The organism is Stenotrophomonas sp. Steno-C15 (assembly GCF_056393265.1).
The window spans coordinates 1-19,409 of sequence record NZ_JBWJPF010000034.1; the positions used below are offsets into that span (position 1 = coordinate 1).

At 63.6% G+C, this 19,409-nt stretch carries 30 protein-coding genes; 29 read left to right on the forward strand and 1 reads right to left on the reverse strand.

Going from position 1 to position 19,409, the window contains the following annotated elements:
- Window positions 1-333 precede the first annotated feature (333 nt).
- The 28 genes from rpsJ (at window position 334) to AC06FB_RS17710 (ending at window position 15,318) form a co-directional block, all read left to right on the forward strand.
- Window positions 334-645 carry a 30S ribosomal protein S10 gene (rpsJ, locus tag AC06FB_RS17575; protein WP_005408208.1) on the forward strand — a complete coding sequence of 104 codons (312 nt, stop codon included), beginning with the start codon at window positions 334-336 and terminating at the stop codon, window positions 643-645.
- 11 nt (window positions 646-656) lie between these two features.
- Window positions 657-1,307 carry a 50S ribosomal protein L3 gene (gene rplC / locus AC06FB_RS17580; RefSeq protein ID WP_004145336.1) on the forward strand — a complete coding sequence of 217 codons (651 nt, stop codon included), beginning with the start codon at window positions 657-659 and terminating at the stop codon, window positions 1,305-1,307.
- Window positions 1,308-1,319: 12 nt separating this feature from the next.
- Window positions 1,320-1,925: a 50S ribosomal protein L4 gene (rplD, locus tag AC06FB_RS17585; protein ID WP_053519740.1), complete on the forward strand. Its 606-nt coding sequence runs from the start codon at window positions 1,320-1,322 to the stop codon at window positions 1,923-1,925.
- Window positions 1,922-2,221, forward strand: coding sequence for a 50S ribosomal protein L23 (gene rplW / locus AC06FB_RS17590; RefSeq protein WP_004145338.1), 300 nt, complete (start codon window positions 1,922-1,924; stop codon window positions 2,219-2,221). The genes rplD and rplW overlap by 4 nt, the downstream gene beginning before the upstream one ends.
- A 10-nt stretch (window positions 2,222-2,231) precedes the next feature.
- Entirely contained in the window at window positions 2,232-3,059 is an 828-nt protein-coding gene (gene rplB, locus AC06FB_RS17595; protein WP_065182869.1) for a 50S ribosomal protein L2, read from the forward strand.
- 6 nt (window positions 3,060-3,065) lie between these two features.
- A complete protein-coding gene (gene rpsS / locus AC06FB_RS17600) occupies window positions 3,066-3,335 on the forward strand; it encodes a 30S ribosomal protein S19 (protein WP_005415413.1) in 270 nt (89 codons plus the stop codon).
- Window positions 3,336-3,347: 12 nt separating this feature from the next.
- Entirely contained in the window at window positions 3,348-3,683 is a 336-nt protein-coding gene (gene rplV, locus AC06FB_RS17605; RefSeq protein WP_080375339.1) for a 50S ribosomal protein L22, read from the forward strand.
- 18 nt (window positions 3,684-3,701) lie between these two features.
- Complete coding sequence (gene rpsC / locus AC06FB_RS17610; protein ID WP_053462250.1) at window positions 3,702-4,427, forward strand: 30S ribosomal protein S3; 726 nt, start codon at window positions 3,702-3,704, stop codon at window positions 4,425-4,427.
- A 5-nt stretch (window positions 4,428-4,432) separates the two neighbouring features.
- The gene (gene rplP, locus AC06FB_RS17615; protein ID WP_053519743.1) at window positions 4,433-4,846 is read left to right on the forward strand and encodes a 50S ribosomal protein L16; all 414 of its coding nucleotides are present in this window, start codon (window positions 4,433-4,435) and stop codon (window positions 4,844-4,846) included.
- Window positions 4,846-5,031 (forward strand): 50S ribosomal protein L29, encoded by a 186-nt coding sequence (gene rpmC, locus AC06FB_RS17620; RefSeq protein ID WP_004154487.1) that lies wholly within the window; start codon window positions 4,846-4,848, stop codon window positions 5,029-5,031. The genes rplP and rpmC overlap by 1 nt, the downstream gene beginning before the upstream one ends.
- A gap of 11 nt (window positions 5,032-5,042) precedes the next feature.
- Complete coding sequence (gene rpsQ, locus AC06FB_RS17625) at window positions 5,043-5,312, forward strand: 30S ribosomal protein S17 (protein ID WP_053519744.1); 270 nt, start codon at window positions 5,043-5,045, stop codon at window positions 5,310-5,312.
- A gap of 12 nt (window positions 5,313-5,324) precedes the next feature.
- A complete protein-coding gene (gene rplN / locus AC06FB_RS17630) occupies window positions 5,325-5,693 on the forward strand; it encodes a 50S ribosomal protein L14 (protein WP_010483978.1) in 369 nt (122 codons plus the stop codon).
- Window positions 5,694-5,709: 16 nt separating this feature from the next.
- Entirely contained in the window at window positions 5,710-6,027 is a 318-nt protein-coding gene (rplX, locus tag AC06FB_RS17635) for a 50S ribosomal protein L24 (RefSeq protein ID WP_053519745.1), read from the forward strand.
- 11 nt (window positions 6,028-6,038) lie between these two features.
- Window positions 6,039-6,581: a 50S ribosomal protein L5 gene (gene rplE, locus AC06FB_RS17640; protein ID WP_053519746.1), complete on the forward strand. Its 543-nt coding sequence runs from the start codon at window positions 6,039-6,041 to the stop codon at window positions 6,579-6,581.
- Window positions 6,582-6,599: 18 nt separating this feature from the next.
- Window positions 6,600-6,905, forward strand: coding sequence for a 30S ribosomal protein S14 (gene rpsN / locus AC06FB_RS17645; protein ID WP_053519747.1), 306 nt, complete (start codon window positions 6,600-6,602; stop codon window positions 6,903-6,905).
- Window positions 6,906-7,162: 257 nt separating this feature from the next.
- Complete coding sequence (rpsH, locus tag AC06FB_RS17650; protein WP_005415417.1) at window positions 7,163-7,561, forward strand: 30S ribosomal protein S8; 399 nt, start codon at window positions 7,163-7,165, stop codon at window positions 7,559-7,561.
- 18 nt (window positions 7,562-7,579) lie between these two features.
- Window positions 7,580-8,104, forward strand: a complete 525-nt coding sequence (gene rplF / locus AC06FB_RS17655; RefSeq protein ID WP_053519748.1) for a 50S ribosomal protein L6 — start codon at window positions 7,580-7,582, stop codon at window positions 8,102-8,104.
- 31 nt (window positions 8,105-8,135) lie between these two features.
- A complete protein-coding gene (gene rplR, locus AC06FB_RS17660) occupies window positions 8,136-8,489 on the forward strand; it encodes a 50S ribosomal protein L18 (RefSeq protein WP_053519749.1) in 354 nt (117 codons plus the stop codon).
- Window positions 8,490-8,649: 160 nt separating this feature from the next.
- Window positions 8,650-9,192, forward strand: coding sequence for a 30S ribosomal protein S5 (gene rpsE, locus AC06FB_RS17665; RefSeq protein WP_005408213.1), 543 nt, complete (start codon window positions 8,650-8,652; stop codon window positions 9,190-9,192).
- On the forward strand, window positions 9,185-9,376 hold the full coding sequence (gene rpmD / locus AC06FB_RS17670) for a 50S ribosomal protein L30 (RefSeq protein ID WP_004145412.1): 192 nt from the start codon (window positions 9,185-9,187) through the stop codon (window positions 9,374-9,376). The genes rpsE and rpmD overlap by 8 nt, the downstream gene beginning before the upstream one ends.
- Window positions 9,377-9,382: 6 nt before the next feature.
- Window positions 9,383-9,826, forward strand: a complete 444-nt coding sequence (gene rplO, locus AC06FB_RS17675) for a 50S ribosomal protein L15 (RefSeq protein WP_053519751.1) — start codon at window positions 9,383-9,385, stop codon at window positions 9,824-9,826.
- 7 nt (window positions 9,827-9,833) lie between these two features.
- On the forward strand, window positions 9,834-11,201 hold the full coding sequence (gene secY, locus AC06FB_RS17680; protein ID WP_005415420.1) for a preprotein translocase subunit SecY: 1,368 nt from the start codon (window positions 9,834-9,836) through the stop codon (window positions 11,199-11,201).
- A 347-nt stretch (window positions 11,202-11,548) separates the two neighbouring features.
- Window positions 11,549-11,905, forward strand: a complete 357-nt coding sequence (gene rpsM, locus AC06FB_RS17685) for a 30S ribosomal protein S13 (RefSeq protein WP_004154500.1) — start codon at window positions 11,549-11,551, stop codon at window positions 11,903-11,905.
- An 11-nt stretch (window positions 11,906-11,916) separates the two neighbouring features.
- Window positions 11,917-12,306, forward strand: coding sequence for a 30S ribosomal protein S11 (rpsK, locus tag AC06FB_RS17690; RefSeq protein WP_004145443.1), 390 nt, complete (start codon window positions 11,917-11,919; stop codon window positions 12,304-12,306).
- 15 nt (window positions 12,307-12,321) lie between these two features.
- A complete protein-coding gene (gene rpsD / locus AC06FB_RS17695; RefSeq protein WP_004145446.1) occupies window positions 12,322-12,951 on the forward strand; it encodes a 30S ribosomal protein S4 in 630 nt (209 codons plus the stop codon).
- 55 nt (window positions 12,952-13,006) lie between these two features.
- Window positions 13,007-14,005 carry a DNA-directed RNA polymerase subunit alpha gene (locus AC06FB_RS17700; RefSeq protein WP_004145453.1) on the forward strand — a complete coding sequence of 333 codons (999 nt, stop codon included), beginning with the start codon at window positions 13,007-13,009 and terminating at the stop codon, window positions 14,003-14,005.
- A gap of 191 nt (window positions 14,006-14,196) precedes the next feature.
- The gene (gene rplQ / locus AC06FB_RS17705) at window positions 14,197-14,580 is read left to right on the forward strand and encodes a 50S ribosomal protein L17 (RefSeq protein WP_053519752.1); all 384 of its coding nucleotides are present in this window, start codon (window positions 14,197-14,199) and stop codon (window positions 14,578-14,580) included.
- Between the two features lie 231 nt (window positions 14,581-14,811).
- Entirely contained in the window at window positions 14,812-15,318 is a 507-nt protein-coding gene (locus tag AC06FB_RS17710; protein ID WP_053519753.1) for a disulfide bond formation protein B, read from the forward strand.
- A gap of 64 nt (window positions 15,319-15,382) precedes the next feature.
- Here AC06FB_RS17710 and AC06FB_RS17715 read toward each other — a convergent pair whose 3' ends face one another.
- Complete coding sequence (locus AC06FB_RS17715; protein WP_478053947.1) at window positions 15,383-17,509, reverse strand: TonB-dependent receptor; 2,127 nt, start codon at window positions 17,507-17,509, stop codon at window positions 15,383-15,385.
- Window positions 17,510-17,728: 219 nt separating this feature from the next.
- Here AC06FB_RS17715 and AC06FB_RS17720 point away from each other — a divergent pair, with 219 nt between their 5' ends.
- A complete protein-coding gene (locus tag AC06FB_RS17720; RefSeq protein WP_053519755.1) occupies window positions 17,729-19,120 on the forward strand; it encodes a class II 3-deoxy-7-phosphoheptulonate synthase in 1,392 nt (463 codons plus the stop codon).
- Window positions 19,121-19,409 lie beyond the last annotated feature (289 nt).

Consider the following 19,409-nt stretch of genomic DNA (forward strand, 5'->3'; position numbering starts at 1 on the left):
TCTGTTAGACTCTGCGCCCCGATGTTGCCTGGGTAGGGCATCGGGGCGTATCAAAATGGGAAAGCAGGCACAGGATGTGCCTTGTGTTCCCCGGACCAGGAAGGGTCAAGGCCATTCAGGCGGCGTCAACAGGAGACTGTTGACAGCTGCCTGGCGTGCCATTATGCTTCTACGTCTGGGCAGGCCGGGAAACTGGTCTGCCTACGTTTTTGAGGTCTACGGATTGACCTTGTCGGCCTGCAGGAGTGCGGGCCGTCCGTATGCAGGAATTTCATGGGGCAAAGCAACCCAGAGGCTTTGTCTGTCGCTCTTTTAACGAAGGAACCTACCGCCATGGCGGACCAAAAGATCCGGATCCGGCTGAAAGCGTTCGATCATCGTCTGATCGACCGTTCGGCCAGCGAGATCGTTGAAACGGCAAAGCGGACCGGCGCGCAAGTGCGTGGCCCGATCCCGCTGCCGACCAAGATCGAGCGTTACACCGTTCTCGTTTCCCCGCACGTCGACAAGGACGCGCGTGACCAGTACGAGACCCGCACGCACAAGCGCGTGCTCGATATCGTTGACCCGAATGACAAGACCGTGGACGCGCTGATGAAGCTCGAACTGGCTGCCGGCGTCGACGTTCAGATCAAGCTGACCTGAGGACTACGACCATGACGAAGAAGTATTCGTTGGGCTTCGTGGGCCGCAAGGCCGGCATGAGCCGCGTGTTCACCGAAGATGGTCGTTCCATCCCGGTGACCCTGATCGAAGCCACCCCGAACCGCATCGCGCAGATCAAGACCGTCGAAACCGACGGCTACAGCGCCGTGCAGGTGACCGTCGGCGCGCGTCGCGCTGCCCTGGTCAACAAGCCGGAAGCCGGCCACTTCGCCAAGGCGAAGGTGGAAGCGGGTCGTGGCCTGTGGGAATTCCGCGTTGAAGACGCGCAGCTCGGCGATTTCGCCGTCGGCGGCGAAGTCAAGGCGGACATCTTCGAAGTCGGCCAGATCGTCGACGTCCAGGGTGTCACCAAGGGTAAGGGTTTCCAGGGCACCATCAAGCGCCACAACTTCCGTATGGGCGATGCAACCCACGGTAACTCGCTGTCGCATCGCGCGCCGGGTTCGCTGGGTCAGCGCCAGACCCCGGGTCGCGTTTTCCCGGGCAAGAAGATGTCGGGCCACATGGGCGCGGTGCAGCAGAGCACCCAGAACCTGGAAGTGGTCAAGGTCGACGTCGAGCGCGGTCTGATTGCGGTTCGCGGCGCCGTTCCTGGCGCGGCGGGTGGCGATGTGATCGTCCGTCCGGCGAGCAAGGCATAAGGAGAGATGACGATGGAACTCGTTATCACGGGTAGCAACAACAAGGTCTCGGTCTCCGACGCCGTGTTCGGTCGCGATTTCAGCGAAGATCTGGTCCACCAGGTCGTCGTTGCTTACCGCAACGCCGGTCGCGCCGGCACCAAGGCACAGAAGACTCGCTCCGAAGTGGCTGGTACCACCAAGAAGTCGAAGAAGCAGAAGGGCGGCGGCGCGCGTCATGGCGCACTGACGGCTCCGATCTTCGTCGGCGGCGGTGTCACCTTCGCGGCCAAGCCGCGCAGCTTCGAGCAGAAGGTCAATCGTAAGCAGTACCGTGCCGCCATGTGCGCGATCCTGTCCGAGCTGAACCGCCAGGGCCGTCTGACCATCGTGGAGGCCTTCGATGTCGAAGCGACCAGCACGAAGGGTCTGATCGCCAAGCTGGCCGGCCTGGAAGTGGGCAAGCGCCCGCTGATCGTCACCGAGGAAGCCTCCGAGCACCTGTACCTGTCCGCCCGCAATCTGCCGTACGTGCAGGTGCGTGACGTGCAGGGCCTGGACCCGGTGTCGCTGGTCGGTGCCGACACGGTCGTCATCACCGCTGACGCGGTCAAGAAGGTCGAGGAGTGGCTGGCATGAACAGCAACGAAAAAATCTTCAGCGTGCTGCGTGCCCCGCGTGTCTCCGAAAAGACCGCGCGCCTGCAGGAACTCTCCAACCAGTATGTCTTCGAAGTTTCGAACGAAGCCACCAAGGCCGATGTAAAGGCCGCGGTTGAGCAGCTGTTCGACGTCAAGGTCGAAGCCGTCAACGTGGTCAACGTCAAGGGCAAGAACAAGTCCTTCCGTAACCGTGCTGGCCGCCGCGGCGATTGGCGCAAGGCGTACGTTCGCCTGGCCGATGGCCAGTCGATCGATGTAACGGCCAAGGCCTGAGGTACATCCCATGCCATTGATGAAATTCAAGCCCACTTCCCCCGGCCGCCGTTCGGCCGTGCGCGTGGTTACGCCCGACCTGCACAAGGGTGCTCCGCACGCTGCGCTGGTCGAGTCGCAGAGCCGCTCGGGTGGTCGTAACCACCACGGCCGCATCACCACCCGTCACGTCGGTGGTGGCCACAAGCAGCACTACCGCATCATCGACTTCAAGCGCAACAAGCTGGGCATCCCGGCGCGCGTGGAACGCATCGAATACGATCCGAACCGCACCGCCCATATCGCCCTGCTGTGCTACGTCGACGGCGAGCGTCGCTACATCATCGCCCCGAAGGGTCTGAAGGCCGGTGATCAGGTGATCGCTGGTTCGGATGCCCCGATCAAGGCGGGCAACACCCTGCCGCTGCGCAACATCCCGGTCGGTACCACCATCCACTGCATCGAGCTGAAGCCGGGCAAGGGCGCTCAGATCGCCCGCGCTGCAGGTGCTGCCGTGCAGCTGGTCGCCCGTGAAGGCGTCTACGCCACCCTGCGTCTGCGCTCGGGTGAAATGCGTAAGGTTCCGGTCGAGTGCTGCGCCACCATCGGCGAAGTCGGCAACGACGAGCACAGCCTGGAAAAGCTGGGCAAGGCCGGTGCCAAGCGCTGGCGCGGCGTCCGCCCGACCGTTCGTGGTGCTGCCATGAACCCGGTTGACCACCCGCACGGTGGTGGTGAGGCCAAGGCCGGCCAGGGTAACCCGCATCCGGTCACCCCGTGGGGTGTCCCGACCAAGGGTTACAAGACGCGCCATAACAAGCGCACTCAGCAGTTCATCGTCCGCGATCGTAGGGGCTAATCGACCATGGCACGTTCACTCAAGAAGGGCCCGTTCGTCGATCACCACCTCGTCAAGAAGGTGGAGGCCGCTGCGGGCAGCAAGAAGCCGATCAAGACCTGGTCGCGCCGTTCGATGATCCTGCCTGACATGGTAGGCATCACCATTGCCGTGCATAACGGCAAGAACCACATCCCGGTTCTCGTCAACGAGAACATGGTCGGCCACAAGCTCGGCGAATTTGCCATCACCCGGACCTTCAAGGGTCACGGTGGTGACAAGAAGTCGGGCAAGTAAGGAGAGATGACAATGGAAGCGAAAGCCATCCTGCGCACTGCGCGCATCTCCCCGCAGAAGGCTCGCCTGGTCGCTGACCAGGTGCGCGGTCTGCCGGCCGAACGTGCGGTCAATCTGCTGAAGTTCTCGGACAAGAAGGCTGCCCACCTGATCAAGAAGGTGGTGGAGTCGGCTATTGCCAACGCCGAGAACAACCAGGGCGCCGACGTCGACGAGCTGAAGGTTCAGACCATCATGGTTGATGAAGGTCCGACCCTGAAGCGTTTCATGGCGCGGGCGAAAGGCCGCGGTACCCGCATCCTCAAGCGCACCAGCCACATCACTGTGGTTGTGGGCGCCGGCAAGTAAGCGGATAAGGAAAAGACCATGGGTCATAAAGTTCATCCGATTGGTATCCGTCTCGGTATTTCCAAGGACTGGAACTCCAAGTGGTACGCCAACAAGGCCGAGTTCGCTGGTTACCTGGCAGCCGACCTGAAAGTTCGCGAAATGCTGCGCAAGAAGCTGGCTCAGGCCGGCATCAGCAAGATCCTGATCGAGCGTCCGGCCAAGACCGCGCGCGTGACGATCCACACCGCCCGTCCGGGCGTGGTGATCGGCAAGCGTGGTGAGGACATCGAGAAGCTGCGCAAGGAAGTGAGCGAGATGATGGGCGTTCCGGCGCACATCAACGTCACCGAAGTGCGCAAGCCGGAACTGGACGCGCAGCTCGTTGCCGAGTCGATCGCCCAGCAGCTGGAGCGTCGCATCATGTTCCGCCGCGCAATGAAGCGCTCGGTGGGCAACGCGATGCGCCTGGGTGCCCTGGGCATCAAGGTCAACGTGGGTGGCCGCCTCAACGGTGCTGAAATCGCCCGTTCGGAGTGGTACCGCGAAGGCCGCGTGCCGCTGCACACCCTGCGTGCCGACATCGACTATGGCTTCGCTGAAGCCAAGACGACCTACGGCATCATCGGCATCAAGGTCTGGATCTACAAGGGCGAGGTCTTCGATTTCTCCCAGGTTGGCCAGGAAAAGCAGGACGACACCCCGTCGCGCAACGATCGCGGCGACCGTGGTGACCGTCAGCGCCCGGCCCGTGAAGCGAGGTAACGACAATGTTGCAACCCAAGCGAACCAAGTACCGCAAGGTACACAAGGGCCGTAACGAAGGCCTGAGCTGGAGCGCCAACGCTGTCAGCTTCGGCGAATACGGCCTGAAGGCAACCGCACACGGTCAGCTGACCGCGCGTCAGATCGAAGCGGCTCGCCGCTCGATCAGCCGCTACGTCAAGCGCGGCGGCAAGATGTGGATCCGCGTGTTCCCCGACAAGCCCATCACCAAGAAGCCCATCGAAGTTCGAATGGGTTCGGGTAAGGGTAACGTGGAATACTGGGTGGCCCAGATCCAGCCCGGCCGCATGATCTATGAAATCGAGGGTGTTTCCGAGGAAGTGGCTCGCGAGGCGTTCCGCCTGGCCGCCGCCAAGCTCTCGGTCACCACCACTTTCGTGACCCGTACGGTGCGCTGATGGATATCAAAACTCTCCGTGAAAAGTCGGCTGACGAACTCAAGGCCCACCTGATCGACCTGCGTAAGGAACAGTTCTCTGTCCGTATGCAGCAGGTCACCGGCCAGCTGCCGAAGACCCACGACATCCGCCGGGTCCGTCGCGAGATTGCTCGCGTCAAGACCCTGCTCGGCAGCACGAAGTAAGGATGGCCGCTATGAGCGACAATACTGAAAACAAGACGCTGCGCACGGTCGAAGGCCGTGTCGTCAGCAACAAGATGGACAAGACGGTTACCGTCCTGGTTGAGCGTCAGGTCAAGCACGCACTGTACGGCAAGTACATCAAGCGCTCGACGAAGCTGCACGCCCACGATGCCGACAACGCCTGCAAGGAAGGCGATGTCGTCCGCGTGACCGAGATTGCTCCGATGTCCAAGACCAAGAACTGGCGCGTGGTGGAAGTCATCACGCGTGCGGCTGAATAAGGAGTCTGAATCATGATCCAGATGCAGAGCTACCTTGACGTCGCGGACAATTCGGGTGCCAAGCAGGTGATGTGCTTCAAGGTGCTGGGTGGTTCCAAGCGCCGTTACGCCGGCATCGGCGACATCATCAAGGTCACCGTGAAGGATGCGATTCCGCGCGGCAAGGTCAAGAAGGGTGAAGTGTATGACGCCGTCGTGGTGCGTACCCGCAAGGGTGTGCGTCGCGCCGACGGCTCGCTGATCCGCTTCGACGGCAACGCTGCCGTCCTGCTGAACAACAAGCAGGAGCCGATCGGTACCCGTATCTTCGGGCCGGTGACCCGTGAACTTCGTTCGGAGAAGTTCATGAAGATCGTCTCGCTCGCTCCCGAAGTGCTGTGAGCGACAGGAGATAATCATGGCTAACCGTATCAAGAAGGGCGACCAGGTCGTCGTCAACACCGGCAAGGACAAGGGCAAGCAGGGCGAAGTCGTCCGCGTCGACGGCGACCGTGTGGTCGTCGCCAACGTGAACATCGTCAAGCGCCACACCAAGCCGAACCCGCAGGCAGGCGTTGCCGGCGGCGTGGTCGAGCGTGAAGCTTCGATCCATATCTCCAACGTGAATGTGCTGAACCCGGCTTCGGGCAAGGGCGAACGCGTTGGCTTCAAGGTGCTGGAGGATGGACGCAAACTGCGTGTGTTCCGCTCCAGCGGTGAGGCGCTCGACGCCTGAGGAATGAGAAGATGACTTCCCGTCTCGAAAAGTTCTACAAGGACGAAGTGGTGCCGGCGCTGATGAAGCAGTTCGGCTACACCAATCCGATGGAAGTGCCGAAGCTCGTCAAGGTCACCCTGAACATGGGTGTCGGCGAAGCGGCCACCAACAAGAAGATCCTGGAAAACGCCGTCGGCGACATGACCAAGATTTCCGGCCAGAAGCCGGTTGTCACCAAGTCGCGTATTTCGGTTGCGTCGTTCAAGATCCGTGATGGTTGGCCGATCGGCTGCAAGACCACGCTGCGTCGCCACAAGATGTACGAGTTCCTGGATCGCCTGATCAACATCTCGCTGCCGCGCGTGCGCGACTTCCGTGGTGTCTCCGGTCGTTCCTTCGACGGTCGCGGCAACTTCAACATGGGTGTGAAGGAACAGATCATCTTCCCGGAAATCGACTTCGACGCTGTCGACGCGATCCGCGGTATGGATATCGCCATCACCACCACTGCGAAGACCGACGCGGAAGCGAAGGCGCTGCTGGCAGCGTTCAAGTTCCCGTTCCGTAACTGATCCGTCGAGGAAACCGAAATGGCAAAGACCTCCATGGTCAACCGCGACATCAAGCGGGAAAAGCTGGCCAAGAAGTACGCTGAGAAGCGTGCTGCTCTCAAGAAGATCGTGTCCTCGGTGGACGCGAGCTACGACGAGAAGATCGAAGCTGCTGCCAAGCTGGCCAAGCTGCCGCGCGATTCGTCGCCGAGCCGCCAGCGCAACCGCTGCGAACTGTCCGGCCGTCCGCGTGGCGTCTACAGCAAGTTCGGCCTGGGCCGCAACAAGCTGCGTGAAGCCACCATGCGTGGCGACGTCCCGGGTCTGCGCAAGGCCAGCTGGTAATCCCAGCCGGTCCTGCGATCAGGCGCCCCTCCGGGGGTTCCTGAACCGGGGAGGGGAGGCATTCAGCCTCCCTTTCGCAAAAAACCCGAAGAGCCCGACGCAAGTCGGGCTCTTTTGGCGTATACTCCCGCGTCTTGCCCTGTGCAGACGGGGTTGTAGGGCGGGCCGCAGGTCCGCTGCATCAAGGGACCTGGCCCGTTTCCAGGAGACAACAGATTTTCGCGAAAGCGGATATCGGTGCACTCAAAGGTACTCATATGAGCATGACTGATCCCATCGCCGACCTGCTGGTCCGCATCAAGAATGCGGCCGCGGTTGGCAAGCAGACGGTGAAAGCCCCGTCGTCCAAGATCAAGGTTGCGATCGCCCAGGTCCTGAAGGACGAGGGTTACATCACCGACCTGCGCGTTACCCAGCTGGAGAACAACAAGGCCGAGCTGGAAATCGTGCTGAAGTATTTCGAAGGCAAGCCGGTCATCGCGACCCTGAAGCGCTTCTCGCGTTCGGGCCTGCGCCAGTACCGCGGCAAGAGCGAGCTGCCGAAGGTCATGAACGGCCTGGGCATCTCCATCATTTCCACCTCCAAGGGCATCATGACTGATGCGCAGGCGCGCCAGCTGGGCGTCGGCGGCGAAGTCCTGTGCTTCGTGGCCTAAGGCGAAAGGAGTAGAACTATGTCCCGCGTAGCCAAGAAGCCGATCGACCTGGGTAAGGTTGAACTGAACGTCCAGTCGGAAAGCGTCACCGCCAAGGGCCCGAAGGGCACCCTGTCGCTGGCCAAGCCGGCCGGTATTGCCATCAACGTCGATAACGGCGTTGCCACCCTGAGCACCGAGAACGTCGAACTGGTCGCACTGACCGGTACCGTGCGTGCGATCCTGGCCAACATGGTCAAGGGCGTGTCCGAAGGCTTCGAGCGCAAGCTGGAGCTGGTCGGCGTGGGTTACCGCGCTGCCATGCAGGGCAAGGACCTGAGCCTGTCGCTGGGCTTCTCGCACCCGGTCGTGTTCGTGGCGCCGGAAGGCATCACGCTGTCCACCCCGACCCAGACCGAGATCCTGGTCCAGGGCGCGGACAAGCAGGCCGTCGGTGAAGTTGCCGCCAAGATCCGTGCGTTCCGCAAGCCGGAGCCGTACAAGGGCAAGGGCGTGAAGTACTCCGACGAAGTCATCATCCGTAAGGAAGCCAAGAAGGCCTAATAGGCGCTTCCGCTTTCATAGGAAAAACATCATGAACAAGAACATCGCCCGCCTGCGTCGCGCCAAGTCGACCCGCGCCCACATCCGTGAGCTCGGCGTCGCCCGCCTGTCGGTGCTGCGCACCGGCCAGCACCTGTATGCCCAGGTCTTCACCGCCGACGGTTCCAAGGTGCTGGCTGCCGCCAACACCACCCAGACCGACGTCAAGGAAGGCCTGAAGAGCGGCAAGAATGTCGATGCCGCCGCCAAGGTTGGCCGCATCGTCGCTGAGCGTGCCAAGGCCGCCGGCGTCGAGAAGGTTGCCTTCGATCGTTCGGGTTACCGTTACCACGGCCGTATCAAGGCCCTGGCAGAGGCTGCCCGCGAAGCCGGCCTGCAGTTCTAAGGGATCGGGGCAGGGGGCCGATGGCCCCCTGTCCGCCTGCTCGCCAGCCTGAGCGAGGCTGGACGGCGCCATTCTTCTGTAGTGGCCCACCGGAACGACGCGTCATTCCACAACCATAAGCGGCCCTGAGCCGTACATACCCAACAACCAAGGAATCAACATGGCAGAAGAGCGTCAGCAGCGGGGTCGCGATCGCGACCGTAACCGCGAAGAGAAGATCGACGACGGCATGATCGAAAAGCTGGTCGCGGTCAACCGCGTCAGCAAGACCGTCAAGGGTGGTCGCCAGTTCACCTTCACCGCCCTGACCGTGGTCGGCGACGGCGAAGGCAAGGTCGGTTTCGGTTATGGCAAGGCCCGCGAAGTGCCGGTCGCCATCCAGAAGTCGATGGAACAGGCCCGCAAGAACCTGGTCAGCGTTGACCTGAACAACGGCACCCTGTGGCACACCATCAAGGATGGTCATGGCGCAGCCCGCGTGTTCATGCAGCCGGCTTCGGAAGGTACCGGCGTCATCGCCGGCGGTGCCATGCGCGCCGTCCTGGAAGCGGTTGGCGTGAAGAACGTGCTGGCCAAGGCCACCGGTTCGCGCAACCCGATCAACCTGGTGCGTGCCACCGTGAAGGGCCTGTCTGCAGCGCAGTCGCCGGCCCGCATCGCGGCCAAGCGCGGCAAGAAGGTGGAGGAACTCAACCATGGCTAATGAGTCCAACAAGACTGTGAAGGTGCGCCTGGTGCGCGGCCTGCGTGGTGCTCAGTCGCGTCACCGTCTGTCGGTGCGTGCCCTGGGTCTGAACAAGCTCAACGATGTGCGTGAACTGAAGGACAGCCCGCAGGTTCGCGGCCTGATCAATACCGTTCACTACCTCGTCAAGGTTGAGGAGTAATCGATCATGACTCTGCGTCTCAATGAACTGAGCCCGGCACCGGGCGCCCGTACCGAGCGCACCCGCGTCGGTCGCGGTATCGGCTCGGGCCTGGGCAAGACTGCCGGCCGCGGCCACAAGGGTTCGTTCGCCCGCAAGGGTGGCGGCAAGATCAAGGCCGGCTTCGAAGGCGGCCAGACCCCCATGCAGCGTCGTCTGCCGAAGATCGGCTTCCGTTCGCCGATCGCCAAGGACACCGCTGAAGTGCTGCTGTACCAGCTGGACAAGCTGCCGGCCGGCGAGATCGACTTCGCCGCCCTGCGTGCCGCCAAGCTGGTCCCGAGCACTGCCAAGAAGGCCAAGGTCGTCGTCAAGGGCGAAGTGACCAAGGCGTTCACCCTGAAGGGTGTTGCTGCCACGGCCGGTGCCAAGGCTGCGATCGAAGCTGCCGGCGGCAGCGTAACGGAGTAAGAAAATCATGGCGCAAGCTGGCATCGGTAACCTCGCGGGCGGAATGGGCAAGTTCACTGAACTTCGCCAACGTTTGCTGTTCGTCGTCGGGGCTTTGATCGTCTATCGCATCGGCTGCTACGTGCCGGTGCCGGGCGTCAATCCCGATGCCATGCTTGCCATGATGCAACAGCAGGGCGGCGGCATCGTGGACATGTTCAACATGTTCTCGGGCGGCGCCCTGCACCGTTTCAGCATCTTCGCGCTGAACGTGATGCCGTACATCTCGGCATCGATCGTGATGCAGCTGGCCGTGCACATCTTCCCCGCCCTGAAGGCGATGCAGAAGGAAGGTGAGTCCGGTCGCCGCAAGATCACCCAGTATTCGCGCATCGGCGCCGTGCTGCTGGCAGTGGTGCAGGGCGGTTCGATCGCTCTGGCCCTGCAGGGCCAGGTCTCGCCGTCGGGCGCTCCGGTCGTGTACGCGCCGGGCATGGGCTTCGTGCTCACCGCCGTGGTCGCGCTGACCGCCGGCACCATGTTCCTGATGTGGGTCGGTGAGCAGGTCACCGAGCGCGGCATCGGCAACGGCGTGTCGCTGATCATCTTCGCCGGTATCGTGGCGGGCCTGCCGGGCGCGGTCATCCATACCTTCGATGCCTACCGCGACGGCAACATCCAGTTCATCCAGCTGCTGCTGATCGCCATCGTCGTTCTCGCCTTCACCTTCTTCGTGGTGTTCGTCGAGCGCGGCCAGCGCCGGATCACGGTCAATTACGCGCGCCGCCAGGGCGGTCGCAATGCGTACATGAACCAGACCTCGTTCCTGCCGCTGAAGCTCAACATGGCCGGCGTCATCCCGGCGATCTTCGCCTCGAGCCTGCTGGCCTTCCCGGCCACCCTGGCCATGTGGTCCGGCCAGGCGGCCAACCAGAGCAGCTTCGGCCAGGTCCTGCAGAAGGTCGCCAACGCGCTGGGTCCGGGCGAGCCGCTGCACATGATCGTGTTCGCTGCGCTGATCACCGGTTTCGCGTTCTTCTATACCGCGCTGGTGTTCAACTCGCAGGAAACCGCCGACAACCTGAAGAAGTCGGGCGCGCTGATTCCGGGCATCCGTCCGGGCAAGGCCACTGCCGACTACATCGACGGCGTGCTGACCCGCCTGACCGCAGCCGGCTCGGCCTACCTGGTGATCGTCTGCCTGCTGCCGGAACTGATGCGCACGCAGCTGAACGCCTCGTTCTACTTCGGCGGTACCTCGCTGCTGATCGTGGTGGTGGTGGTGATGGACTTCATCGCCCAGGTGCAGGCGCACCTGATGTCCCACCAGTACGAGAGCCTGCTGAAGAAGGCCAACCTGAAGGGTGGCAACCGCGGCGGTTTTGCCCGCGGCTGATTCGCCTGTTATACTTTCGTCTTCCTGACGTGATGGTCCCTCCGCTTCGCGGACTCCGGCCACACAAACGAAGGGCGGCCCCCGCAGCGGTTCCGGGTGGGGGTGTGATGAGGTGGTCCCGCGCAGGAGTAGCGCGGGCGGCCCCGGGAGACCTCCCGGGATCAACCCCATCCGGCGCCGGAGCCTGGGCACACTCCCCAGGCCGGGTTCATGAAACCTCTGGTTTCACGGGCTTCCATGTAAACCGGAACCTTGTTAGTATCGCTAGTTCACTTTTTTGATCCATCCTGCCGGATTGGCGTGCCCGAGGCGCGCTGTCGGCCATCACTCAGCTGGAGAACCGCGTCATGGCGCGTATTGCAGGCGTCAACCTGCCAGCCCAGAAGCATGTCTGGGTCGGGTTGCAAAGCATTTACGGCATCGGCCGTACCCGTTCGAAGAAGGTCTGCGAAGTCGCAGGCGTCGCTTCGACCACCAAGATCCGCGATCTGTCGGAGCCGGAAATCGAGCGCCTGCGCGCCGAAGTCGGCAAGTACATCGTGGAAGGCGATCTGCGCCGTGAGATCGGCATCGCGATCAAGCGCCTGATGGACCTGGGCTGCTACCGCGGCCTGCGTCACCGTCGTGGCCTCCCGCTGCGTGGCCAGCGCACCCGTACCAACGCCCGCACCCGCAAGGGTCCGCGCAAGGCGATCAAGAAGTAAGGGACTGAGAAATGGCTAAGCCCGCTGCTAAGACCAAGAAGAAGATCAAGCGCGTCGTCACTGACGGCGTTGCCCACGTCCACGCTTCGTTCAACAACACCATCGTCACCATCACCGACCGCCAGGGCAATGCTCTGTCGTGGGCGACCTCCGGTGGCGCTGGCTTCCGCGGTTCGCGCAAGTCGACCCCGTTCGCTGCCCAGGTGGCTGCCGAGAAGGCCGGTCGTGCTGCGCTGGACTACGGCGTGAAGTCGCTGGAAGTCCGCATCAAGGGCCCGGGTCCGGGCCGTGAGTCGGCCGTGCGTTCGTTGAACAACGTCGGCTACAAGATCACCAACATCATCGACGTGACGCCCATCCCGCACAACGGGTGCCGTCCGCCGAAGAAGCGTCGCGTCTAAAGGGAGCGATAAGAAATGGCTCGTTATATCGGTCCTACCTGTAAGCTCGCCCGCCGCGAAGGCGCCGACCTGTCCCTGAAGAGCCCGGCGCGTGCGCTGGACTCCAAGTGCAAGCTGGAGCAGAAGCCCGGCCAGCATGGCGCCACTGCCCGCAAGGGCAAGCTGTCCGACTACGCCACCCAGCTGCGTGAAAAGCAGAAGGTCAAGCGTATCTACGGCCTGCTGGAGCGTCAGTTCCGCAACTACTACAAGAAGGCCTCGACCAAGAAGGGCAACACCGGCGAGAACCTGCTGCAGCTGCTGGAAACCCGCCTGGACAACGTCGTCTACCGCATGGGCTTCGCCGTGACCCGTCCGGCTGCCCGCCAGCTGGTGTCGCACCGCGGCGTCACCGTGAATGGCAAGTCGGTCAACCTGGCTTCGTACCAGGTCAAGGCTGGCGATGCCATCGCGCTGTCCGAGAAGGCTGCCAAGCAGCTGCGCGTCCAGGAAGCCCTGACCGTCGCCGCACAGCATGACCTGAGCCCGTCGTGGGTTGAAGTGGATTCCGGCAAGTTCACCGGCATCTTCAAGGCGGTTCCGGATCGTTCGGATCTGCCTGCGGACATCAACGAAGCGCTGATCGTCGAGCTGTATTCGAAGTAATTCACATTGGAGAGCCCCCGGCGACGGCCGGGGGTTCACTAGGAGAACCCGCAACATGACGGTTACCGCCAACCAGGTTCTGCGTCCTCGCGGTCCGCAGATCGAACGCCTTACCGACACCCGTGCAAAGGTCGTTATCGAACCTTTGGAGCGGGGTTACGGGCATACGCTGGGCAACGCCCTGCGTCGCGTGCTGCTGTCGTCCATCCCGGGCTTCGCCATCACGGAAGTCGAAATCGACGGCGTGTTGCATGAGTACACCACGGTCGAAGGTCTGCAGGAGGACGTGCTCGAAGTCCTGCTGAACCTGAAGGACGTGGCCATCCGTATGCACTCCGGCGACAGCGCCACCCTGTCCCTGTCCAAGCAGGGCCCGGGCGTTGTCACCGCTGCCGATATCAAGGTCGACCACAATGTGGAGATCCTGAACGGCGACCATGTGATCTGCCACCTGACCAAGGATACGGCAGTGAACATGCGTCTGAAGATCGAGCGTGGTTTCGGCTACCAGCCGGCTGCTGCGCGTCGTCGTCCGGACGAAGAAACCCGTGCCATCGGCCGCCTGGTCCTGGATGCCTCGTTCTCGCCGGTCCGCCGCGTCGCCTATGCCGTGGAAGCGGCCCGCGTCGAACAGCGTACCGACCTGGACAAGCTGGTCATCGATATCGAGACCAACGGCACCATCGATGCCGAGGAAGCCGTGCGCACCGCCGCCGACATCCTCAGCGACCAGCTGTCGGTGTTCGGTGACTTCACCCACCGCGACCGCGGTGCGGCCAAGCCGGCCAACAACGGCGTGGATCCGGTGCTGCTGCGCCCGATCGACGATCTGGAGCTGACCGTGCGTTCGGCCAACTGCCTGAAGGCTGAAAGCATCTACTACATCGGCGATCTGATCCAGAAGACCGAAGTGGAGCTGCTGAAGACCCCGAACCTGGGCAAGAAGTCGCTCACCGAGATCAAGGAAGTGTTGGCCCAGCGTGGCCTGTCGCTTGGCATGAAGCTGGAGAACTGGCCGCCGGCCGGCGTCGCCAGCCACGGCATGCTGGGCTGATAAAGCCTCCTGCTGTACCCGAAGGCTCCACCGTCAGCGGTGGAGCCTTCACCGCAAGATGCCATGACGAACCGCAGGTTCGCGGGCAGGTCGTCCAGGACGGGCGGCCAGGACCATCCGCAGTCCGTGCAGCAACGCCAGGATGGCGACAACGATCCACACAGCCACATCATTAACCAAGGAACATCACCATGCGTCACCAGAAGTCTGGCCGTAAGTTCAGCCGTACCAGCGCCCATCGCGAAGCGATGTTCAAGAACATGGCCGCCTCGCTGTTCAAGCACGAGCTGATCAAGACCACCCTGCCGAAGGCCAAGGAACTGCGCCGCGTCGCCGAGCCGCTGATCACCCTGGCCAAGGTCGATTCCGTTGCCAACCGCCGTCTGGCCTTTGCCCGCCTGCGTGACAACGAAGCCGTGGGCAACCTGTTCACCATCCTGGGCCCGCGCTACGCGAACCGTCCGGGCGGCTACCTGCGTCTGCTGAAGTGCGGCTTCCGCGCCGGCGACAATGCTCCGATGGCCTACGTCGAGCTGGTCGACCGTCCGGCCGTGGCCGAGGAAGTGGCCGAGTAATCGGACCGCTCCAACGCGACACAGTGAAAGCCCGGCATCTGCCGGGCTTTTGCGTTCTGGTAGCGCCGGGCGATGCCCGGCGTTTACGTTTCCGCTGCACTCGCCGGGCATGGCCCGGCGCTACCTGCGAAGGGAAGTGGCCCGCACCGTTCCGACGAGCGTCACCGGCAGCGGTTCGAATGGCAGGCGCGGTCGGTTACGCTTGGCGCCTGATCCATTCGAGCATTCACGATGAATCCTCTGCGCTGGCCCTTCCGCGCCCAGTTCCTGCTGGGCTTCCTGATCTGCGTGGGCCTGCTGGGCTATGCGATTTTCCTGCAGCTGAAGATGGGGCTGGAGCCGTGCCCGCTGTGCATCTTCCAGCGGCTGGCCTTTGCCGCGCTCGGCCTGCTGTTCCTGCTGGGCGCACTGCACGGCCCGTCGAACCGGCCGGGACGGGTGACGTACGGCATCCTTGCCTTTATTGCGGCCGCCGTCGGCGTCGGCATCGCCGCGCGCCATGTCTACGTGCAGATGCTGCCGCCGGAAATGGGTGCCACCTGTGGCCCACCGCTGAGCTTCCTGCGCGAGACCATGGGCCCGTTCGAGGTGTTCCGCACGGTGCTGACCGGTACCGGCAACTGCGGCAACATCGACTGGACCTTCCTCGGACTGACCATGCCGATGTGGTCGGGCGTGTGGTTCGTGCTGCTGGGGCTGTGGGCACTGCTGGTGCCGCTGCGCAGGGTCAGGCGCTGAGTAACTGACGCGCCCCAGCAGAGCCGGGCATGGGCTCGGCTCTGCCGGGGGGCGGCGACATCGATCAGAAATCCTGTTGCAGGCTGAGATAGGCGCCGCGTCGCGGGCCCCACTGCGGGGCGAACACGCCTACGCCGCCGCCATCACGCAGCTGATAGCTGCGATCCAGCGCGTTGATCAACGCCAGCTGTGCATGCAGCGGATGGCCGCTGTCGGCGTTGAAATCGTGGCCAGCACTGAGGTTCACCTGCAGGTAGGACGGCAGCTCGCCCCCATTGGGTACGCTTTCGGTGTCCGAGCGCAGGCCACTGCCGAACACGTAGTTGGCACCGATCCGGTTGTGTCCGGCGAAGGCATAGCTGACGCCGCCCGACGAGGTCAGCTTCTGGTCGTGGTCCAGGTGGATCCAATGGTCGGCCACGTAGGCCAGGGCGTCCGGGTCGAGGTTGTACTGGCCGGTGATCACCTGGGTGCCGATCGCCTTGTTGCATGCGGCGTTGAAGTACGCGCTGAACGGTCCGTCGCTGTAGTCGGCGCTGAACTCCAGGCCGCGGATGTGGCCGCGACGATAGTTGAACGTTGAATAGAGGTAGGCGGCGCCGAACTGGCCTTCATCCTGCAGGCGGGCGACACGCCGGTCATACGCATCCACGCCGAGTGTCAGGTGCTCGCCGATCTGCTGCGAGATGCCGAGGTCGTAGTAGTCACTGCGCTCGGCCAGTGGCGTGGCGTTGCCATCACTGGGCTGCTGGTTGCTGGTGCCGTCGTACAGCGCGATGTCGTCGGAGGCGATCAGCTCGCTGGCCGGTGGTGTGAAGTAGCGCGCATAGCCTGCGTGCAGGGTGGTGCTGTCGCCGGCATTCCAGACCACGCCCAGGCGCGGGCTGAGCTGGCCTTCGGTCCGCCCGAAGGCCGTGTAGCGGTCGCCGCGCAGACCATAGTTGACCGTCCAGTTGTCTCCGATCTTCCACTCGTCCTGCACGTAGAGCGCCAGCGTGCTGGCGTGGAAAGCACTGCGGTCGGGAATCAGCAGGGGCGTGGTGCTGGCCTGCTGGCCGGCGTCGTCAACCGGGAACACCCAGCTGCTGCTGTGGGCCCGCGCGGTCTCATGATTGCCGTACAGGCCATAGCGCAGCGTGTGATCGCTGCCCAGCGGGGTGGAAACGTCGGCCTGCACGGTGTTGGCGCGGTTGCTGCGCTGGACCTGTGAAGCAACACCGCTGAATACCAGATCGCCCGCCACATCGGGATTGAACCCGACATCGCTGTAGCGTTGGCCGGCCGACAGCTGGTACGCGCTGGCGCCCAGCGTCCCCTGCAGCACCAGCATGCCGAAGCGCGTGGTCTCGCGCTGGGTCTCATCCAGCTGGCTGGAGTCGAACGTGGAGGTATCGAGGTAGCCGAACTGCGGTGTCTGGCCCGGGTTCACCGGAATCTGGAAGCGGTTGTTGGCAATGCCGGCGAACACGCTCACGCGCGTGTTCTCGTCCAGCAGATAGGTGAGGTCGGCGAACGCCTTGCCCTGGTGGGTGTCGTCGTGCAGCGGCCGGCGCGAGTTCGTCGGGTTCTCCAGGCCGACCTCGTTCTGGTCGTAGTTGCCGGTCAGGAACCAGCTCCAGCGTCCCTGGTTGCCCCACCAGGAGGCGTTGGGATTGACCTTGCCGAACGACCCGGCAGTCAGTCCGGCGCTGCCGCCGTTGCCCAGTTCGGCGCCACTGCGGGTGGTGATGTCCACCACTGCGGCGGTGCGTTCGCCGAACTGCGCCGGCAGTGCGCCATCCATCAGCCGGATGCTCCTGATGGTTCGCGCATCCAGGGTCTGGCCGAAGCCGGAGATCGATTCGGGCAGCAGCACGCCGTTGATGCGGTACTGCAGGTTGGCGTGATCACCACGCACATGGACACCGCCGTAGGAATCCTGGACCACGCCCGGGGCCTGCAGCAGCACCTGGCTGAGTGCGGCGGAGGCGCCGAGCGGCTGCTTCTGGATGTCCTCGGCGGTGATCTGGTACTGGCTGCTGCCGATGTCCGGCGACAGCGCGTTGCGGGCCTGGTCGAGGTGGGCGCTGACGGTGACCGCATCCAGGTTTTTCACTGCGGGCCCGGCGTCATCCGCGGCCGTGGCAAGGGGGGGCGTGCTGGCCAGGGCCAGGGCGAAGGTGATGCTGGTAGCGAGGCGTAAGGGCTTCATGGGAGAGAGCAGGGCCTGGGGCGGGGAGGGGGCCGGTCCATGACGGTGAGTGTTACTCCGTAACAGATCATGCGCCTCTGGCGGCGCCGCCGACCATGCGGTCTGTGGCTGCTCGGCGCGTGCTTTCCCTGGCGTTCAGGCATCGGGCCGGAAGGGCTGGCCCTTTGCGGCGGCGGCCGGCTCTGCGACCATGACCGTCCCCCACCCCGGAAGTCTGCAATGAGCCTGTCCGCCGTTTCACCGGTTCCCGATCCTGCCGCAACCGCTGCGGGTGCTGCCTGGTCGCCGGAGAGCTGGCGCGGCAAGACCGCACTGCAGATGCCGACCTATCCCGACCCGGTGGCGCTGGATGCTGCCCTGCATGAGCTGAAGCGGCTACCCCCTCTGGTGACCTCGTGGGAGATCCTGGCGCTGAAGCAGCAGCTGGCGGAGGCGCAGGAGGGCAAGCGCTTCCTGCTGCAGGGCGGCGATTGCGCCGAGAACTTCAGCGACTGTGAGTCCGGCACCATCTCCAATCGGCTGAAGGTGCTGCTGCAGATGAGCCTGGTACTGGTGCATGGCCTGCGCCAGCCGGTGATCCGCGTCGGCCGCTTCGCCGGCCAGTACGCCAAGCCACGCTCGGCTGATACCGAGACCCGTGATGGGGTGACGCTGCCCAGCTACCGGGGCGATGTGATCAATGCGCCGGCCTTCACCGAAGCCGCGCGCCTGCCCGACCCGAAGCGGATGCTGCAGGCCCACGCACATTCGGCGATGACGATGAACTTCGTGCGGGCGCTGATCGATGGCGGCTTCGCCGACCTGCACCACCCCGAGTACTGGAACCTGGACTGGGTGCGGCATTCGCCGCTCGCCGCCGAGTACCAGAAGATGGTGGCATCGATCGGCGATGCCGTGCACTTCATGGAAACCCTGGCCGGTGCCCGGGTGCACAACCTCAACCGCATCGACTTCTACACCTCGCACGAGGCCCTGCTGCTGCCCTACGAGCAGGCGCTGACCCGGCAGGTGCCGCGCCAGCAGGGCTGGTTGAACCTGAGCACGCACTATCCCTGGATCGGCATGCGCACGGCGGCGCTCGACGGCGCGCACGTGGAGTACCTGCGGGGCGTGCGAAATCCGATCGCGATCAAGGTGGGGCCGTCGGTTTCGCCGGACCAGCTGCTGCGCCTGATCGATGTACTCAATCCGGACGACGAGCCCGGGCGCCTGACCTTCATTCACCGCATGGGCGCGACGCAGATAGCCGAAAAGCTGCCGTCGCTGCTGGAAGCGGTCAAGCGCGACGGCCGCCGCGTGCTGTGGGTGTGCGATGCCATGCACGGCAACACCGAGAGCACCGCCAATGGGTTCAAGACGCGCCGCTTCGACAACGTGCGCCGCGAGGTGGAGTTGTCGTTCGATCTGCACGCCGCGGCAGGTACGCGCCTGGGCGGCGTGCACCTGGAGCTGACCGGCGAGGACGTGACCGAATGCACCGGTGGCGCGCGCGAGCTCACCGAGCGTGATCTTGAGCGCGCGTACCGTTCCACGGTCGATCCGCGGCTGAACTACGAGCAGTCGCTGGAGATCGCGATGGCGATCGTGCGCAAGCAGGAACAGGTTCGCTAAGGGTTTTCGGCAGGGCTTGCAGCCCTGCACCTGCGGAGTCAACGTCGACGTCAAATGCGGGCATTCCGTGGGATGGCGGATTCCCGGTGTCTGTCAGATCCACGCCATGCGTGGATGAATCTCTGTCCGATATCGAAATCAATCCGGGGTCAGATCCGTTTTCCGCAGGAAAACGGATCTGACCCCAAGAGCCATTCCGACAGATCCCGAAAATCTGTCGAAGGCGGGGCGGGTCCGGTTGCGGGGGCGTGAGCCGCATGGATGCGGCGACCGAGCCTCCATGGATGGA

Coding starts and splice junctions, on each gene's coding strand:
- AC06FB_RS17700 (WP_004145453.1), top strand. CDS start 13,007: ATGACGGTTACCGCCAACCAGGTTCTGCGTCCTCGCGGTCCGCAGATC.
- rplC (WP_004145336.1), top strand. CDS start 657: ATGACGAAGAAGTATTCGTTGGGCTTCGTGGGCCGCAAGGCCGGCATG.
- rpmC (WP_004154487.1), top strand. CDS start 4,846: ATGGATATCAAAACTCTCCGTGAAAAGTCGGCTGACGAACTCAAGGCC.
- rplW (WP_004145338.1), top strand. CDS start 1,922: ATGAACAGCAACGAAAAAATCTTCAGCGTGCTGCGTGCCCCGCGTGTC.
- rpsD (WP_004145446.1), top strand. CDS start 12,322: ATGGCTCGTTATATCGGTCCTACCTGTAAGCTCGCCCGCCGCGAAGGC.
- rplD (WP_053519740.1), top strand. CDS start 1,320: ATGGAACTCGTTATCACGGGTAGCAACAACAAGGTCTCGGTCTCCGAC.
- rpsK (WP_004145443.1), top strand. CDS start 11,917: ATGGCTAAGCCCGCTGCTAAGACCAAGAAGAAGATCAAGCGCGTCGTC.
- rplN (WP_010483978.1), top strand. CDS start 5,325: ATGATCCAGATGCAGAGCTACCTTGACGTCGCGGACAATTCGGGTGCC.
- rpsM (WP_004154500.1), top strand. CDS start 11,549: ATGGCGCGTATTGCAGGCGTCAACCTGCCAGCCCAGAAGCATGTCTGG.
- rplP (WP_053519743.1), top strand. CDS start 4,433: ATGTTGCAACCCAAGCGAACCAAGTACCGCAAGGTACACAAGGGCCGT.
- rpsJ (WP_005408208.1), top strand. CDS start 334: ATGGCGGACCAAAAGATCCGGATCCGGCTGAAAGCGTTCGATCATCGT.
- rpsE (WP_005408213.1), top strand. CDS start 8,650: ATGGCAGAAGAGCGTCAGCAGCGGGGTCGCGATCGCGACCGTAACCGC.
- AC06FB_RS17715 (WP_478053947.1), bottom strand. CDS start 17,509: ATGAAGCCCTTACGCCTCGCTACCAGCATCACCTTCGCCCTGGCCCTG.
- AC06FB_RS17720 (WP_053519755.1), top strand. CDS start 17,729: ATGAGCCTGTCCGCCGTTTCACCGGTTCCCGATCCTGCCGCAACCGCT.
- rplQ (WP_053519752.1), top strand. CDS start 14,197: ATGCGTCACCAGAAGTCTGGCCGTAAGTTCAGCCGTACCAGCGCCCAT.
- rpsC (WP_053462250.1), top strand. CDS start 3,702: ATGGGTCATAAAGTTCATCCGATTGGTATCCGTCTCGGTATTTCCAAG.
- rplX (WP_053519745.1), top strand. CDS start 5,710: ATGGCTAACCGTATCAAGAAGGGCGACCAGGTCGTCGTCAACACCGGC.
- AC06FB_RS17710 (WP_053519753.1), top strand. CDS start 14,812: ATGAATCCTCTGCGCTGGCCCTTCCGCGCCCAGTTCCTGCTGGGCTTC.
- rplV (WP_080375339.1), top strand. CDS start 3,348: ATGGAAGCGAAAGCCATCCTGCGCACTGCGCGCATCTCCCCGCAGAAG.
- rplF (WP_053519748.1), top strand. CDS start 7,580: ATGTCCCGCGTAGCCAAGAAGCCGATCGACCTGGGTAAGGTTGAACTG.
- rpsQ (WP_053519744.1), top strand. CDS start 5,043: ATGAGCGACAATACTGAAAACAAGACGCTGCGCACGGTCGAAGGCCGT.
- rplB (WP_065182869.1), top strand. CDS start 2,232: ATGCCATTGATGAAATTCAAGCCCACTTCCCCCGGCCGCCGTTCGGCC.
- rplE (WP_053519746.1), top strand. CDS start 6,039: ATGACTTCCCGTCTCGAAAAGTTCTACAAGGACGAAGTGGTGCCGGCG.
- secY (WP_005415420.1), top strand. CDS start 9,834: ATGGCGCAAGCTGGCATCGGTAACCTCGCGGGCGGAATGGGCAAGTTC.
- rpsH (WP_005415417.1), top strand. CDS start 7,163: ATGAGCATGACTGATCCCATCGCCGACCTGCTGGTCCGCATCAAGAAT.
- rplO (WP_053519751.1), top strand. CDS start 9,383: ATGACTCTGCGTCTCAATGAACTGAGCCCGGCACCGGGCGCCCGTACC.
- rplR (WP_053519749.1), top strand. CDS start 8,136: ATGAACAAGAACATCGCCCGCCTGCGTCGCGCCAAGTCGACCCGCGCC.
- rpsN (WP_053519747.1), top strand. CDS start 6,600: ATGGCAAAGACCTCCATGGTCAACCGCGACATCAAGCGGGAAAAGCTG.
- rpsS (WP_005415413.1), top strand. CDS start 3,066: ATGGCACGTTCACTCAAGAAGGGCCCGTTCGTCGATCACCACCTCGTC.
- rpmD (WP_004145412.1), top strand. CDS start 9,185: ATGGCTAATGAGTCCAACAAGACTGTGAAGGTGCGCCTGGTGCGCGGC.